Annotated in this window: 19 protein-coding genes; 17 read left to right on the top strand and 2 right to left on the bottom strand. The window is 67.7% G+C overall.

All coding sequences use genetic code 11. From position 1 onward, the window contains the following. Positions 1-35 precede the first annotated feature (35 nt). The 3 genes from ACFVIV_RS22755 to ACFVIV_RS22745 all read left to right on the top strand — a co-directional run bounded on the left by ACFVIV_RS22755 (position 36) and on the right by ACFVIV_RS22745 (position 3,245). The gene (locus ACFVIV_RS22755; protein WP_379199361.1) at positions 36-350 is read left to right on the top strand and encodes a hypothetical protein; all 315 of its coding nucleotides are present in this window, start codon (positions 36-38) and stop codon (positions 348-350) included. A gap of 67 nt (positions 351-417) precedes the next feature. Further along, positions 418-1,995, top strand: coding sequence for a signal recognition particle protein (ffh, locus tag ACFVIV_RS22750; protein WP_379199359.1), 1,578 nt, complete (start codon positions 418-420; stop codon positions 1,993-1,995). A gap of 323 nt (positions 1,996-2,318) precedes the next feature. Continuing rightward, on the top strand, positions 2,319-3,245 hold the full coding sequence (locus ACFVIV_RS22745; protein WP_379199358.1) for a LysR family transcriptional regulator: 927 nt from the start codon (positions 2,319-2,321) through the stop codon (positions 3,243-3,245). 73 nt (positions 3,246-3,318) lie between these two features. Here the strand turns inward: ACFVIV_RS22745 and ACFVIV_RS22740 are convergent, their stop codons facing one another. Then, entirely contained in the window at positions 3,319-3,705 is a 387-nt protein-coding gene (locus ACFVIV_RS22740) for a hypothetical protein (protein WP_379199356.1), read from the bottom strand. A 125-nt stretch (positions 3,706-3,830) separates the two neighbouring features. On the opposite strand from ACFVIV_RS22740, the gene ACFVIV_RS22735 reads away from it, so the two are divergent. Next, positions 3,831-4,925 (top strand): amidohydrolase family protein, encoded by a 1,095-nt coding sequence (locus ACFVIV_RS22735; protein ID WP_379199354.1) that lies wholly within the window; start codon positions 3,831-3,833, stop codon positions 4,923-4,925. 29 nt (positions 4,926-4,954) lie between these two features. Here ACFVIV_RS22735 and ACFVIV_RS22730 read toward each other — a convergent pair whose 3' ends face one another. Continuing rightward, the gene (locus ACFVIV_RS22730; protein WP_379199352.1) at positions 4,955-5,128 is read right to left on the bottom strand and encodes a hypothetical protein; all 174 of its coding nucleotides are present in this window, start codon (positions 5,126-5,128) and stop codon (positions 4,955-4,957) included. 121 nt (positions 5,129-5,249) lie between these two features. On the opposite strand from ACFVIV_RS22730, the gene ACFVIV_RS22725 reads away from it, so the two are divergent. The 13 genes from ACFVIV_RS22725 (at position 5,250) to ACFVIV_RS22665 (ending at position 15,835) form a co-directional block, all read left to right on the top strand. Further along, a complete protein-coding gene (locus tag ACFVIV_RS22725) occupies positions 5,250-5,804 on the top strand; it encodes a dihydrofolate reductase family protein (protein WP_379199350.1) in 555 nt (184 codons plus the stop codon). 656 nt (positions 5,805-6,460) lie between these two features. After that, a complete protein-coding gene (locus ACFVIV_RS22720) occupies positions 6,461-7,039 on the top strand; it encodes a Uma2 family endonuclease (RefSeq protein WP_379199418.1) in 579 nt (192 codons plus the stop codon). A 249-nt stretch (positions 7,040-7,288) separates the two neighbouring features. Then, on the top strand, positions 7,289-7,732 hold the full coding sequence (gene rpsP / locus ACFVIV_RS22715; RefSeq protein ID WP_379199348.1) for a 30S ribosomal protein S16: 444 nt from the start codon (positions 7,289-7,291) through the stop codon (positions 7,730-7,732). Continuing rightward, on the top strand, positions 7,732-7,974 hold the full coding sequence (locus ACFVIV_RS22710) for an RNA-binding protein (RefSeq protein WP_029930032.1): 243 nt from the start codon (positions 7,732-7,734) through the stop codon (positions 7,972-7,974). Before rpsP ends, ACFVIV_RS22710 begins: the two co-directional genes overlap by 1 nt. Next, positions 7,975-8,511: a ribosome maturation factor RimM gene (gene rimM, locus ACFVIV_RS22705; protein WP_379199346.1), complete on the top strand. Its 537-nt coding sequence runs from the start codon at positions 7,975-7,977 to the stop codon at positions 8,509-8,511. Positions 8,512-8,516: 5 nt separating this feature from the next. Continuing rightward, the gene (gene trmD / locus ACFVIV_RS22700) at positions 8,517-9,200 is read left to right on the top strand and encodes a tRNA (guanosine(37)-N1)-methyltransferase TrmD (RefSeq protein ID WP_379199344.1); all 684 of its coding nucleotides are present in this window, start codon (positions 8,517-8,519) and stop codon (positions 9,198-9,200) included. Positions 9,201-9,248: 48 nt separating this feature from the next. Continuing rightward, positions 9,249-9,575 (top strand): SANT/Myb-like DNA-binding domain-containing protein, encoded by a 327-nt coding sequence (locus tag ACFVIV_RS22695; protein WP_379199342.1) that lies wholly within the window; start codon positions 9,249-9,251, stop codon positions 9,573-9,575. Between the two features lie 49 nt (positions 9,576-9,624). After that, complete coding sequence (locus tag ACFVIV_RS22690; RefSeq protein WP_379199340.1) at positions 9,625-12,078, top strand: Tex family protein; 2,454 nt, start codon at positions 9,625-9,627, stop codon at positions 12,076-12,078. Between the two features lie 293 nt (positions 12,079-12,371). Beyond that, positions 12,372-13,325, top strand: coding sequence for a hypothetical protein (locus ACFVIV_RS22685; RefSeq protein ID WP_379199338.1), 954 nt, complete (start codon positions 12,372-12,374; stop codon positions 13,323-13,325). Positions 13,326-13,493: 168 nt separating this feature from the next. Further along, positions 13,494-13,835, top strand: coding sequence for a 50S ribosomal protein L19 (gene rplS, locus ACFVIV_RS22680; RefSeq protein ID WP_033086110.1), 342 nt, complete (start codon positions 13,494-13,496; stop codon positions 13,833-13,835). Between the two features lie 74 nt (positions 13,836-13,909). Then, entirely contained in the window at positions 13,910-14,719 is an 810-nt protein-coding gene (gene lepB / locus ACFVIV_RS22675) for a signal peptidase I (RefSeq protein ID WP_379199336.1), read from the top strand. A 32-nt stretch (positions 14,720-14,751) separates the two neighbouring features. Continuing rightward, positions 14,752-15,486, top strand: a complete 735-nt coding sequence (locus tag ACFVIV_RS22670) for a ribonuclease HII (protein WP_379199416.1) — start codon at positions 14,752-14,754, stop codon at positions 15,484-15,486. A gap of 43 nt (positions 15,487-15,529) precedes the next feature. Beyond that, positions 15,530-15,835 carry a DUF2469 domain-containing protein gene (locus ACFVIV_RS22665; protein ID WP_011210678.1) on the top strand — a complete coding sequence of 102 codons (306 nt, stop codon included), beginning with the start codon at positions 15,530-15,532 and terminating at the stop codon, positions 15,833-15,835. The last annotated feature ends 36 nt before the right edge of the window (positions 15,836-15,871 follow it).

Below are 15,871 nucleotides of genomic sequence, written 5' to 3'. Positions count from 1 at the left end.
TCACAAGCTTGTCGCGAGCATGAGGGGAGCAGTCGGTGGCAATAGAAGTTGTTTCCGCGTCCATGATGACGAGCGACATGACCTCGCACATCGCGCGCTGCGTCGGCGGCGACCGCTGGGTCGTTTCCTGGCTACCGGGCCGCACTCTCACCGGGCAGCAGGCGGTGACCGCCATGACCATCGCCTCCACCGTCGCCGACCATCAGCCCTCCGACTCCGAATGGGCCCTGCTCGACGGCCTCGCCCTCGGCCTCGGACTCACCGCCCGGGAGGCGGTCGGCATGGTCCTCAGCGAGAATCACGATCTCCGCCGTCCGCCCACCGGACGCCGTCCACGCAGCCTGGAATAACAGCTCTCCGCCGATCCCACTACCCTGGTATCTCGAGTGACCACCCTCGAGATCAGGAGCGCGATCGGTGTTCGAATCCCTTTCCGACCGGTTGACCGGTGCCCTCAAGGACTTGCGCGGCAAGGGGCGCCTTTCACCGGCCGATATCGACGCGACCGCGCGCGAGATCCGGTTGGCCCTGCTCGAGGCCGATGTGGCGCTGCCCGTCGTGCGCGGCTTCATCGCCAAGATCAAGGAGCGCGCCAAGGGCGCGGAGGTCTCCGCGGCGCTGAACCCGGCCCAGCAGGTCGTCAAGATCGTCAACGAGGAACTCATCGGAATTCTCGGCGGCGAGACGCGGCGGCTGCAGTACGCCAAGAACCCGCCCACGGTCATCATGCTGGCCGGTCTGCAGGGCGCCGGTAAGACCACCCTCGCCGGCAAGCTCGCGAAATGGCTGAAGGGACAGGGACATCAGCCGCTGCTCGTGGCCTGCGACCTGCAGCGTCCCGGCGCCGTCACCCAGCTCCAGGTGGTCGGCGAGCGGGCCGGGGTGCCGGTGTTCGCACCGCATCCGGGCACCTCCATCGGCGGTGGCGAGAACCCCCTCGGGATCTCCGCGGCCGATCCGGTGAACGTGGCGCGCGCGGGCATCGAGGAAGCCAAGACCAAGCAGTACGACATCGTGATCGTCGACACCGCCGGCCGCCTCGGCATCGACGAGGAGCTCATGGCGCAGGCCGCGGGCATCCGCGATGCCGTGCAGCCCGACGAGATCCTGTTCGTCCTCGACTCCATGATCGGCCAGGACGCGGTCACCACCGCCGAGGCCTTCCGCGACGGCGTCGGCTTCACCGGCGTGGTGCTCACCAAGCTCGACGGCGACGCCCGCGGTGGTGCCGCGCTGTCGGTGCGCGAGATCACCGGCCAGCCCATCCTTTTCGCCTCCACCGGCGAGAAGCTCGAGGACTTCGACGTCTTCCACCCCGACCGCATGGCCAGCCGCATCCTGGGCATGGGCGATCTGCTCTCCCTGATCGAGCAGGCCGAACAGGTCTACGACCAGCAGCAGGCCGAGGAGGCCGCCCGCAAGATCGGCTCCGGTGAGCTGACCCTGGAGGACTTCCTCGAGCAGATGCTGGCCATCCGCAAGATGGGCCCCATCGGCAATCTGCTCGGCATGCTGCCCGGCGCCGGCCAGATGAAGGACGTGCTCGCCCAGGTCGACGACAAGCAGCTCGACCGCGTGCAGGCCATCATCCGCGGCATGACCCCGGCCGAGCGCGCGAATCCGAAGATCATCAACGCTTCTCGCCGCCTGCGCATCGCCAATGGCTCCGGCGTCACCGTCACCGACGTCAACCAGCTCGTCGACCGCTTCTTCGAGGCCAAGAAGATGATGGGCGCCATGAGCCGCCAGTTCGGCCTGCCCGGCGCGGGCCGCGGCGGCAGCAAGGGCAAGGGCAAAGGCAAGAAGGGCAAGAAGGGCGGACGCGGTCCGACGCCGCCGAAGGTGCGCGGCGGTTTCCCGGGCGGCATGCCCGCCCTGCCCGGCGGCATGCCCGCCGGTATGCCCGACCTGTCGAACCTGCCCCCGGGGCTGAACGAATTGCCGCCGGGGCTGGAAGGTTTCGACCTCAGCAAGTTCAAGTTCCCGAAGAAGTAACCCGAACCACGCGCTCGGCCCCGGCGGATACCCGCCGGGGCCGAGCGCGTATCAGCGCGGTGCGGCGTCAACCGTTGTACATCGGCCGGGGAGCTCCGGAACCGGTGGGGCCGAGCCGCATTCGGACCGAACCGCACGCGCAGCGGGTGTAGGTCACCACGCCTTCCGAGGTGCGATGGCGCGACAGCGTTTCGAAGGGTTGGTCGCTGGGCCATCCGCAATATTCGCAATGTCCGGTTCTCGCTGCCATATGTCCAGTTTTTCGCGGCGGCGTAGCATCGGTCTATCGAATATTTTCACAGCGAATCGTTTGGAATCACCACATGATCGATCCGCGATTGCAGACCTTGCGGGTGCTGGCCGAGCGGGGGACGGTCACCGCGACCGCGGCCGCGCTGCATCTCACGCCCTCCACCGTGTCGCAGCAGTTGCGCGGGCTGGCACGGGAATTGGAGGTGGAGCTGCTCGAGCAGGTGGGGCGGCGGGTGCGGCTGACCGCCGCGGCGCATGCGCTGCTGAAGCACGCGGATGCGATGGCCGCCGAATCGGAAAGGGCGCGCGCGGAACTGGCGGCGCATCGGGCGGGCATGGCGGGGGTGCTGCGGATCAGCGCGATGCCGACGGCGCTGGCGGCCCTGGTGGTCACCGCGGCCGCGCGGCTGCGCGACGCGCATTCCAGGCTCGCCGTGGAGTTGGTCGAGGACGAGAGCCGGCACTGCTTCGACCTGCTGCTCGCGGGCGACAGCGATATCGGCGTGGTGCTGCCCGCGCCGGGCAGCCCGCCGCCGGATGATCAACGCTTCGAACAGCATCCGCTGCTCGACGAACCGCAGGATCTGCTGGTGCCCGCCGATCATCGGCTCGCCGGTCGGGCGAGCGTGGCGCTCAGCGAGGCCGCCGCGGACGCGTGGATCAGCGGGCCGGAGCGGATCACGCACCATCAGGTGGTGACCGCCGCCTGCGCCGCAGCAGGATTCAGCCCGCGCATCACCGGCCGCGCGGTCGACTTCATCGGAGTGGCCGCCATGGTCGGCCGTGGTTTCGGCGTCAGCCTGGTCTCTCGTTTGGCATTCATCCCACCGGAATTCGGGGTGGTGCGCGTGCCCCTGCACGGCGATTCGGTCCCGATCCGCCGTCATCTCACCGTGGTTCGCCGCGGCGCCGCCGCGCACCCGGTCATCGCGGCGGGTCTCGCGTCGATCCGCGAAGTCTGCCGCGAGCGCACCGACATCACCGTCCTCGCGCCCTGACGCGCCGGGCTTGACCTGGACGGTTGATCACCGGGAACTGGTGGCGGGGGCTACTCGCACGATGCCGCCATGGCTACCCGGTCGGTGATGTTTCGGATTTGGTGCGGCGACGCCGGCGGGCAATGAGCTCGGGATCGACGTCGGGGGTGGACCAGGAGGCGGCGAGGGCCAGGCTGGGGGCGCGACCGGCGGCCACGTGGGCGAAGGCGCAGGCCGCGGCGGCATTGCGGTCACCGGCGGCGATATGGGCGAAGAGGGCCTCGTGCTCGGTGAGCTGCTCGCCGGGATCGCGGTCGGCGGTGAGGCGGAACAGCCACTCGGTGCGGGCTTCGAGGGGGGCGCATCTGGGTCCCGTTCCACGAGCCGCTGGCCGGGGAGCAGTTCGACGCCGACGATGCGCTGCTTGATCGTTTCGTAGGCGCGCGTGCGCACCGCCCCAGGTTCCGCCACGGGCGTTCACGTTATCGAGCCCGACCGACGGTCTGTGTACACCCGCGTACGCATGTCGCCGCGGGCCCCGGCCGCGATATGCGGCGGACGCGGCCGATCTAGGATGGGAAGCGGTCCGAGGCCAGGAGGTCGGGTATGCATCTGCGGGGTGTGGTTCTGCCGGACGAGGACGTGCGCGATCTGTGGGTGCATCGGGGCCGGATCTCCTTCGAGCCCGTGCCCGGAGTCGAAACCCTGTGCGGCACAGGGTGGATCGTGCCCGGACTGGTCGACGCCCACTGTCACGTCGGCATCCGCTACGGCGGCGGGCACGAGGACCACGAGGGCGCGATCGCCCAGGCCGAAACCGAACGCGACGCGGGAGCCCTGCTGCTGCGTGACGCGGGCTCACCCATCGACACCCGCTTCCTCGAAACCCGCGACGACCTTCCCGAGATCATCCGCGCCGGACGTCATATCGCCCGCCCCAAACGCTACATTCGCGAACTCGGCATCGAACTCGACGACGAACGCGACCTGCCGGAGATCATTGCCGAACAGGCTCGCCTGGGCGACGGCTGGGTGAAGATCGTCGGCGACTGGATCGACCGCTCGGCCGGTGATCTGCGCCCGCTGTGGTCGGACGCCATCCTGAAGGAAGCCATCGACGCCGCCCATCGCGAAGGCGCACGCGTGACGGCCCACGTCTTCGGCGAGGACGCCCTCTACGGCCTGCTCGACGCCGGTATCGACTGCATCGAGCACGGCACCGGCCTCACCGACGACACCATCGAGATGATGGCCGCTCGCGGCACCGCCCTGGTCCCGACCTTGATCAATATCGACACCTTCCCCGGAATAGCCGACAGCGCAGGCAAATTCCCCATCTACGCCGCCCACATGCGCGACCTGCACCGCCGCTCCCGCGAGACCGTCGCCAAAGCGCACGACGCCGGCATTCCCATCTACACCGGCACCGACGCCGGCGGCTCCATCCGCCACGGTCGCATAGCCGACGAGATCACCGCCCTCATGGCAGCCGGCCTCTCCCGCCACGATGCCCTCGGCGCATCCTCCTGGAACGCCCGCACCTGGCTGAACCGCCCCAATATCGAACCGGGCGCCCCCGCCGATTTCGTTGTCTACCACCAAGACCCCCGCACCCATCCGGAAGTCCTGGCCAACCCCTCCTGGGTGGTCCTCCGCGGTCGCGTCCACAACCGTCCCGACCCGGTCACCGGTCACCGCTGACCCGGTTCCCCGCCTTCGGCCGCTGCCGATCAGCCCAGCAGATTCGCGAGTCCGCGCAGCGTGGCCCGAGCGGCGACGAACAGTAGCTCGGCGACGCCGGGAGCCTCGGCCGCCACGGTTCCGGCAATGAGCGCCGCCTCGGTCTTGTCGACGACATCCGGCCTGTCGTCACGGCGGTCACGATCGTCCTGGGGTGCTTGCATACCGAGTTATCGGGCGGTGCGGGCGAGGCGTTCTCGCCATTCGCCGAATCGACGCCGATGAATTCCTGCGTGCGGGGCAGTCCCAACTCGAGGAGACATTCGCCGATTCGGGAGGCCAACCATGCGAGATCTTGTTATCACCGAGAACATCACCCTCGACGGGGTAATCGACGCCACCGCCGGATGGTTCACCGTGGGCGACGACGAAAGTGTCGACCAGTCCGACATTCTGGACGAGTTGCACGCACACACGGAACGCTGCGATGCCGTGCTGTTCGGCCGGGCCACCTTCGAGGACATGCGGGGCTACTGGCCGCTGCAGACCAATGACCGGACCGGTATCACCGACTCCCTGAACCAACTGCGGAAATACGTGGTGTCGCGAACCATGACCGACCCCCAATGGGCGAACTCGGTCGTGCTGCGAAACCTGGACGAGTTGCGCGCGCTCAAGGAGCAGCCGGGCAAGGACATCGTCAGCACCGGCAGCATCCACCTGGTACACGACCTCATCGCGGCCGACCTGATCGACGAATTCCGCCTGTTCGTCTACCCGGTGGTGATCGGCCAGGGCGCCCGGCTGTTCGAGGAGGGCGCGAAGGTGCCGCCGCTGAAGCTGGTGGAGAGCAAGCAGTTCCGCTCCGGCGTAGTGCTGCTGCGCTATCGGACCCGCTGAGCGGAATCGGTTATCGAATCGGTCACTGCCCCTTGGCTTTCGGTTGGCGCGCATAAGATCACCTTCTCCGCGACCGGACGGTTGCGGAGCGTGGTACTTCACGGGTGGGGATGGATCTTGCACGACCAGTCGACCGATCACTTCGATACGCCTCCCGGGGCCGCGCCCGAGGCGGCGTATCCGGTCACGCCCGGGTACGACCCGGCCCACCTTCCGCCGCAGCCGCCGCGACGGTCGTTCATCCGGCGGTGGTGGGTGGCGTTCGCGTTCGTCGCGGGCGTCTCGAGCGCGGGCGCGTCCATCTTTCGGCTATGCCGTTCCTCGTGAAGAATCCATCCGATGCGCCGGTGGCGATTGCGACGTAACGTCCTTCGCCGGTGCGCTGCCCACCAAATACCTGTGCACCGACGGCAAGGCGCAGTACCGCATCTCGCATCGTGACGACTGTGGTTCTGCCGCGCCACGGACGCGTCGCCGGGCCGCCCCGACATCTGCTCTGATCCCGGTTGCCAGTCACCGCCGAGCTTGAAGCGCGTGATTCGGTGCCGGCCGTACCAAATCAAGCGATCGGCTGCTTACACTGGCTGTGCTGACGTGTCGTTGCAGCGTGGCAATCTTCCTGATCAGGAGCCGGAGGCGACGAGAGGGCCGTGACGATGACCGCCGAGGTTTCGATGATCCACCCCTTGGGACCCACGACCGTGGAAGACTGGCTAGCCGAAGAGCAGCCGTCCGATGGATCTCGTCTCGAGCTCATCCTGGGGTACCTCTACATGACACCTGCGCCTACGGGGTCGCATCAGTTTGCGGCTGGCGAGCTGTTCGTCGCTCTTCGGGAGGCCGTGAAGGCCGCGGGTCGGTCAGATCTGCACGTCTTGCCGGGGGTGGCAGTGAAAATCAGCACGGCTTTCCGGACCGGTGTTATTCCCGATGTAGCGGTTGTTTCCGTTGATGTCGACCGGACGAGCTTCGAACCCGAGGACCTGGTGTTGGCCGTCGAGGTGTGGTCACCGGGTAACAAGCGCGAGGAACGCGATACGAAGATGGCGGGCTACGCCGCCGCGCGCGTTCCATACCTGTGGATAGTCGAGCTGCCGAAGAACAAGCCCGCCAAGTTTTGCGGCTATCGGCTCGGCGGGACCGCCTATCGGCAGGAGGTCTGTGTGTCGGCGGGTGAAACAGTCACCCCACCCGCGCCGGTGCAGATCATCATCGATACGTCTGAGCTGCGCTGACCCATCGATGCCCTGATCAGCTGCCGCTGAGTGCTGCGATCAGGGCCGATTTCCAGTGTTCGGCGCGGTCTGGCAGAATGGACCACCGTTCTCGTTCGAGGACAGTGTCAGCCCGTCTCCGGTTACGTACCGCGCGGCGGTCACAACACTCAACGCAAAACCGGACCCACCGCGTGTGGGTTGCTGAATTGCGGCCGTGACCACTCGGTGAGCCCCTCGGGGTTCGCCACCACCTGAAAGGGAGCAGCAATGGCTGTTCGTATCAAGCTGACCCGCATGGGCAAGATCCGCAACCCGCAGTACCGCGTCGTCATCGCCGACGCCCGTACCCGTCGTGACGGTCGCGCCATCGAGTCCATCGGCATCTACCAGCCGAAGCAGGAGCCCTCGCTCATCCAGATCGACTCCGAGCGCGCCCAGTACTGGCTGGGTGTCGGCGCGCAGCCGACCGAGCCCGTGAAGCGCCTGCTGGAGATCACCGGCGACTGGCAGAAGTTCAAGGGCCTGCCGGGCGCCGAGGGCACCCTGAAGGTCGCCGCGCCGAAGCCGTCCAAGCTGGACCTGTTCAACGCCGCGCTGGCCGCCGCCGACAACGAGCCGGTCGCCGAGGCCGTCACCCCCAAGAAGAAGGCTGCCAAGAAGGACGAGGCCGCCGAGGCCGAGGCCCCGGCCGAGACCGAAGCCGCCGAGTAATGAGTGCCGTGGTCGCCGATGCCGTCGAGCACCTGGTGCGCGGCATCGTCGCCAATCCCGACGATGTGCACGTCGAGCTGATCACCAGCCGTCGTGGCCGGACCGTCGAGGTGCACGTGCACCCGGACGATCTGGGCAAGGTGATCGGTCGCGGTGGTCGTACGGCCACCGCGCTGCGCACCCTCGTCGCCGGGATCGGCGGTAAGGGCATTCGCGTCGACGTGGTCGACACGGATCAGTAGATGGAACTGGTCGTCGGGCGGGTCGCCAAATCGCACGGTGTGCGCGGCGAACTCGTCGTAGAAGTCCGCACCGACGAGCCGGAACTGCGTTTCGCGCCCGGCAGCACCCTCACGGGCAAGCTGCCGCGGTCGAAGCAGACGCAGCAGTACGTAGTGGAGTCGGCCCGGGAGCACTCGGGCCGGCTCCTGCTGCGTCTGGACGGTGTGGACGATCGTGATGTGGCGGATGCGTTGCGCGGCATGCTCTTCGTCGTCGACAGCACGGATCTGCCGCCGTCGGAGAATCCGGACGAGTTCTACGATCACGAACTCGAGGGACTCACCGTGCAACTCGGGGACGGGACCGTTGTCGGCGCCGTCGAGGAGGTGCTGCATTCGGCTGCGGGAGAACTGCTTTCGATCAAGGCGTCCGAGGCGTTCCCGCCGGCGGGGCGAGAGATCCTGGTGCCGTTCGTGACCGCGATGGTGCCGACCGTGTCGATCGCCGAGCGGCTGATCGTCATCGATCCGCCCGAAGGTCTGCTGGATCCGGAGTGAGCGCGATGCGCATCGACGTAGTCACGATCTTTCCCGAATACCTCGAGCCGCTGCGAACCGCCTTGCTGGGCAAGGCGATCGACAAGGGCCTGCTCGAGGTCGAGGTGCACGATCTGCGCCGCTGGACCCACGACGTGCACAAGGCCGTGGACGACTCGCCGTACGGCGGCGGGCCCGGCATGGTCATGAAGCCGACCGTATGGGGCGACGCCCTGGACGAGGTGTGCCCGGACGACGCGCTGCTCGTGGTGCCGACGCCGGCGGGCGTCCCGTTCACCCAGGCCACCGCCGAGCGCTGGTCGGCGGAAGAGCACATCGTGTTCGCCTGCGGCCGCTACGAGGGCATCGATCAGCGGGTCTTCGACGACGCCGCCAAGCGCGTGCGCGTCGAAGAGGTCAGCATCGGCGATTACGTGCTGATCGGCGGCGAGGCCGCGGTGCTGGTCATGACCGAGGCGTTCGTGCGGCTCATCCCGGGCGTGCTCGGCAATCAGCAATCGCACGAACAGGATTCGTTCTCCGACGGCCTGCTGGAAGGGCCCTCCTACACCCGCCCGGTGTCCTGGCGCGGGCTCGACGTGCCCGAGATTCTGCTCTCCGGCAATCACGCCAAGATCGACGCGTGGCGGCGCGAGCAGTCCCTGGAACGCACCCGGGAGCGACGCCCCGATCTGCTGCCGCCCGACTGAGGCTATTGTCTTCCTGCTCGACCTCGATTCGGACGACGAAAGGCAGGTATGGAAGTGCTTCGTACAGTTGTCGTTTTCGCCGCAAGTGTCGTTTTCATCGGTTTTGGTGCTGCCGTCGCGCACGCCTTCACGCCACAGGAAGAACTTCGCTTCCTGCTGTTGAAGCATCAGCACCAATCCGACAACTTCAAGGCCATCTCCGCCATGGCCGGTCACAAGACGTGCGCCGAGATCGACCGTTATGGCCAGGGCCGCAAAGCATTCCGCATCGCCTTCGATCGCATGCACCCGGAAACCAATGTCGCCCTCAATGGCATGACCGTCACCGAAATCGACATCCTCACCTATTGCCCGCAACACATGTTGCCCGCCTGAGTGCGCCACCCTGTCGTGTCGCCGGACCGCGCCGGTAGTGTCTGCGGGCGTGACGACTGCCTCCGAAACCGTCAGCACTGAGAATCCCCCGAGCACGGGGACCGTCCGCCTAGCCAGCGTCGGCCGGCGTATCGCCGACGAACTGGGGGTGCGCGAAGAGCAGGTGCGTGCCGCCGTCGAACTACTCGACGCGGGATCGACCGTGCCCTTCGTCGCCCGCTACCGCAAGGAGGTCACCGGCGGCCTGGACGACGCGCAACTGCGGCAGCTCGACGAGCGGCTGCACTACCTGCGCGAACTCGACGAGCGGCGGACGTCGATCATCGAATCCATTCGCGGCCAGGGCAAATTGGACGAGGCGCTGCACGCGCAGATCATGCTCGCCGACACCAAGGCCCGCCTGGAAGACATCTACCTGCCCTACAAGCCCAAGCGGCGCACCAAGGCGCAGATCGCCCGCGAGGCCGGGCACGAGCCGGTCGCCGACGCGCTGCTCGGCGACCCCACCACCGATCCGGCCCAGTACACCGCCGAGCAGCTCGACGGCGCCCGCGCCATCCTGGTCGAACGCTTCGCCGAGGACGCCGACCTGGTCGGTGAACTGCGCGAGCTCATGTGGAGCCGCGGCCAGATCACCTCGACCGTGCGCGCCGGCAAGGAAGAGGCGGGCGCCAAGTTCGCCGACTACTTCGACTTCAACGAGCCCTTCGACAAGCTGCCCTCGCATCGCATCCTGGCGCTGCTGCGCGGCGAGAAGGAAGAGGTGCTCACCCTGCACCTCGAACCCGATGCCGAGGAGCCGGAAGAGGGCGAGCGGACCATCTTCGAGGGCCGCATCGCGCACAAGTTCGGCATTGCCGCGCAGGGCCGCGCCGCCGACACCTGGCTGCTCGACACCGTGCGCTGGGCCTGGCGCACCAAGCTCCAGGTGAGCCTGGGCATCGACATCCGCATGCGGCTGCGGCAGTCCGCCGAACGCGATGCCGTCGACGTGTTCGCCGCCAATCTGCGTGATCTGCTGCTGGCCGCGCCCGCCGGCACCCGCACCACCATGGGCCTGGACCCGGGCTACCGCACCGGCGTGAAGGTGGCCGTGGTCGACGCCACCGGCAAGGTCGTCGCCACCGAGGTCATCTACCCGCACAAGCCGCAGGGCCAGACCGAGAAGTCCCTCGCCGTGCTGGGCGCGCTGGTGGCGCGGTTCAATGTCGAGCTCATCGCCATCGGCAATGGCACCGCCTCGCGCGAAACCGACGCGCTGGCAGCCGAACTCATCTCCCGCATTCCGGAGAACAAGCCCACCAAGATCGTGGTCTCGGAGGCGGGCGCCTCGGTGTACTCGGCCTCGGCCTACGCCACCCAGGAACTGCCGGATATGGACGTCTCGCTGCGCGGCGCGGTGTCCATCGCCCGGCGCCTGCAGGATCCGCTGGCGGAACTGGTGAAGATCGATCCGAAGTCCATCGGCGTCGGCCAGTACCAGCACGACGTGTCCGAGACCCTGCTGGCCCGCTCGCTGGGCGCGGTCGTCGAGGACGCGGTGAACGCGGTCGGCGTGGACGTCAACACGGCCTCGGTGCCGCTGCTGTCGCGGGTGTCGGGCATTACCGGCTCGGTCGCGGAAAGCATTGTCGCCCACCGCGATGCCCATGGCCCGTTCCGCAGCCGCACCGCGCTCATGGACGTGCCGCGCCTGGGCCCCAAGGCGTTCGAGCAGTGCGCGGGCTTCCTCCGCATTCCCGAGGGCGACGATCCGCTCGACAGCTCGTCGGTGCACCCCGAGGCCTACCCGGTCGTGCGGCGCATCCTCGATGCCAGCGGCCGCGGCGTGAAGGAGATCATCGGCAACACCACGGTCCTGCGCGCGCTGCGCCCGGCCGACTTCACCGATGAGCGCTTCGGCGTGCCGACCGTCACCGACATCATCGCCGAGCTGGAGAAGCCCGGCCGCGACCCGCGCCCCGAATTCAAGACCGCCGAATTCGCCGCGGGCATCGAGAAGGTCGCGGACCTGCAGCCCGGCATGGTCCTCGAAGGCGTCGTCACCAATGTCGCCGCCTTCGGCGCCTTCGTCGATGTCGGCGTCCACCAGGACGGCCTGGTCCACGTCTCGGCCATGTCGCACAACTTCGTCAAGGATCCGCGCGAGGTCGTGAAATCCGGTGACGTGGTCAAGGTCAAGGTCCTCGAGGTCGACGTCCAGCGCCAGCGCATCGGCCTGTCCCTGCGCCTGGACGACGAGCCCGGCGCCGCCAAACCCGAACGCGGCGAAGGCCGTCCGCGCGGCGGCCAGGGCCAGCGCGGCAACGACGGCCGCCCCCGTCAGGGCGGCCAGGGCGCGAACAACCGCCAGGGCGGTCAGGGTGGTGGTCGTCAAGGCGGCCAGGGCGGTCAGGGCGGACGCCAGGGCGGTCAAGGCGGCCGTCAGCAGGACCGCCGCAACCAGCCCGCCCCCAGCGGCGCGATGGCCGACGCCCTCCGCCGCGCGGGATTCGGCAAGTAGCCCACCGGCTGACGCACTGACGAGAACGCCCCGGAATCAAGCGATTCCGGGGCGTTCCGTGTATCCGGGCGCTGGGGCAGCCCGGAGCGCGTGTCCGACACTCCGGCGGGCGTAGCTCGGTCGTGGACCGCGATGGCAGTGGTCGGCACGCCCGTCGGTCCGGGGTCGGCGGCCACCGCGTCGCCCGGGGTTCATCCCTCCGTCGGCGGCTCGGAGCACAATGGCGGGCGGCATGGCTAGGCTGCGGGGCGGACACGCAGGTGACCGTGGGCCGATCGTGGAGACGAGAGGGTATGGCGGGTTTTCAGCGGTGGTGGAATGAGGTCATTGTCGGCGACGGGCGACTGCCGCTGGCATGTTTGCTGCTGGGATTCATTATCGGATTTCTGCTGATCCGAATCAGCGTGCGGCTCATCCGGAAACAGGTGCGGTGGTGGCCGGGGAATGTGCGGGCCGGGGATGTGCACATTCACCACATGGTTTTCGGGGTGATCCTGGTGCTCAGTTCCGGGGTCGGGCTGGTCACGCTGTGGCAGAGCAGCATGGGGGTGATCAGTCTGCTCGCGGGGCTCTTCGGGGTGGGGGCCGCGCTGGTGCTCGACGAATTCGCGCTCATCTACTACCTGCGCGACGTGTATTGGGAGGAGCAGGGCCGCACCTCGGTGGACGCGGTCTTCGTGGCCATCGCGGTCACGGGGTTGCTGCTGCTGGGTTTTCATCCGCTCTGGTTGCTCGACATCAATGAACTGCGGACCGAGCCGGGCGTGTGGGAGCGCCTCATCATCGCCGCGTTCGCCGTGGTGAACCTCATGCTGGCCGCGATCGTCATTGCCAAGGGAAAGATCTGGACCGGTCTGTTCGGAATGTTCTTCCCGCCGCTGCTCGTCGTGGGTGCGCTGCGCCTGAGCCGGCCGGGCGCGCCCTGGGCGCGCTGGCGGTATTCGTCCCGATTGCGGCTGATGCGGCGGGCCATCGTGCGGGAACGCCGGTATCGGCGGCCGATGATCCGCGCCAAGATCTTCGTGCAGGATCTGCTGGCGGGCAGCCCGGATGTCGCGCACGTGCGCCGCGCGGCGGAGGAGGAGCTGGTGCGGACCGTGGTCCCGGCCCCGCCCGCGCCGCCGCCGTCGCTGCACTTCATAGGTAGCCGTAAGGTCGCGGACGTATCGTCGGAGCCGGAGGAGCAGCGGACCACCGCGCCGAGCGCGTCGTCCACCGCTCCCAGCGCGTCAACGGGGGCCGATTAACCGTCGAGCCCCGCCATCTGGCACAATGCTCAGGTTGCCTCGAGCCAGTGCTCCTCGTGATCGCTGCTGCTCGCGGGCACCGCCCAATTATCCGGAGCACGAACCGGTCGAGCGCCATGTCGCTGCCGCCAGGTTCCTCTGTTCGCGCGAAACTCCAAAAGGACGGAAATGAACACCCTCGACTTCGTCGACGCATCGTCGCTGCGCAGCGACATCCCGGACTTCCGCCCGGGTGACACGGTCAACGTGCACGTGAAGGTTATCGAAGGCAACAAGGAGCGCATCCAGGTCTTCAAGGGCGTCGTGATCCGCCGCCAGAACGGTGGCATCCGCGAGACCTTCACCGTTCGCAAGGTCTCCTTCGGTGTCGGCGTGGAGCGCACCTTCCCGGTGCACAGCCCCAACCTCGACAAGATCGAGGTCGTGACCCGCGGTGACGTCCGCCGGGCCAAGCTGTACTACCTGCGCGATCTGCGCGGCAAGGCCGCCAAGATCAAGGAAAAGCGCTGAAGTAGCTTTTCCGCCCGAACGCCGAGTAGCCCGGCACCGCATGGATTCCCGCGGTGCCGGGCTACTCTGTTCCGGTGGCAGACGAGAGCGAGTCGGTAGCGGTGTCCGGGTCGGATGACGACGGCCGGGCCGAGCAGGCCAAGCCCAAGAAGAAGCAGCGTCCGTTCTGGCAGGAACTGCCGATGCTGATCGGCATCGCGGCGGTCATCACCGCGCTGGTCGTGACGTTCATCGGCCGGCCCTACGTGATCCCGTCGCAGTCCATGGAACCCACCCTGCACGGGTGCGCGGGCTGCACCGGCGACCGCATCTACGTCCAGAAGCTGAGCTACTACTTCGGCGATCCCAAGCCGGGCGACGTGGTGGTGTTCGTCGGGCCGACCGACGACTGGAACAAGACCTACCGCTCGATCCGCTCCTCGAATGCCGCCGTCCGCGGCGTGCAGAACTTCCTGTCCTTCTTCGGCCTGGTGCCGCCGGATGAGAACGACCTGGTGAAGCGCGTGATCGCGGTCGGCGGGCAGCAGGTCAAATGCTGTGACGCGGAAGGCCGGGTCATGGTGCGCGAGGACAAGCCGGGCGCCGAATGGAAGGCCCTCGATGAGCCCTACGTCGATCCCAAGCGCAACAACCCCTTCGATCCGGCGCATCCGGATATCCCGTTCAATGCGGGCGGCCGCGCCTTCGGCCCGGTGACCGTGCCGGAGGGCAACCTGTGGGTGATGGGCGACAACCGCCGCGAATCGGCCGATTCCCGCTGGCACATGGGCGATGAGCTGCAGGGCACCGTGCCGGTGTCGGACGTGCGTGGTAAAGCCATTTGGAAGATCTGGCCGATCGGCCGGATCGGGCTGGTCCGCTCCGAGGACCCGCAGACGAACTGAACTACTAGCGAGATAATCGACCGGTGGGGAAGATGGCGAACGGTGCGGCCCGGAAGCGGCCGGGCGGCAAGAAGATTCAGCGGATCGAACGCGGCGACTGGCCCCCGCGCGTGGTCATGCGCCCCGCGGGCGGGCTACGCACCCTCGAGGCCGCGCTGATCCGCAGCGGGCTGGGTCCCGTCGCGGGCGTCGACGAGGCCGGGCGCGGCGCGTCGGCCGGACCGCTGGTTGTTGCGTCCTGTTTGCTCGCACCCAAGGCGCACGCGGCGCTGGCCGGGCTCGACGACTCCAAGAAGCTCACCGAGAACGTGCGCGAGGAGCTGTTCCCGATCATCCAGCGCCTCGCCCTGGCGTGGGAGGTGGTGGTCATCCCGGCCTGGGAGATCGACTCCATCGGCATCCACGTGGCCAATATCGAGGGCATGCGGCGTGCGGTGGCCGGCTTGGACCCGGTGCCCGGGTACGTTCTGACCGATGGCTTCCGGGTGCCCGGCATTCCGGTGCCGTCACTGCCGGTGATCGGCGGGGATGCGTCCGCGGCGTGTATCGCCGCGGCCAGCGTCCTGGCCAAGGTGACCCGGGACCGCATGATGGTGGCGATGGACCAGCAGTTCCCGGGCTACGGCTTCGCCGCCCACAAGGGTTACAACACACCGGAACACACCGAGGCGATGCAGCGTTTGGGCGTCACCAGCGAGCACCGGCGGTCCTGGCGAAACGTGCGGGAGACCGGCCGAGTGGCTACCGATACCGCGTATGCGGGATGATGGCTCTACCACCAGTGTGGCGATAAGGAGGACGTTCCACCCGATGAGCGCCGAGGACCTCGAGAAGTACGAAACCGAGATGGAACTCTCGCTGTACCGCGAGTACAAGGACATCGTCGGTCAGTTCTCGTACGTGGTGGAGACCGAGCGCCGCTTCTACCTCGCCAATTCTGTCGAACTGCGTCCGCAGAACGCCGACGGCGAGGTGTACTTCGAAGTGCGCATGTCGGATGCATGGGTATGGGACATGTACCGGCCCGCACGCTTCGTGAAGCATGTTCGCGTCATCACGTTCAAGGACGTGAATATCGAGGAGTTGGAGAAGCCCGACCTGCGGCTTCCGGAGTAATCCACAACCCCTCGTTATCCACAGGAATTCTGTTTT

This window comes from Nocardia sp. NPDC127526, from assembly GCF_042672265.1.
Lineage (GTDB): Bacteria > Actinomycetota > Actinomycetes > Mycobacteriales > Mycobacteriaceae > Nocardia.
This window is presented reverse-complemented; position numbering and strand designations above follow the sequence as displayed.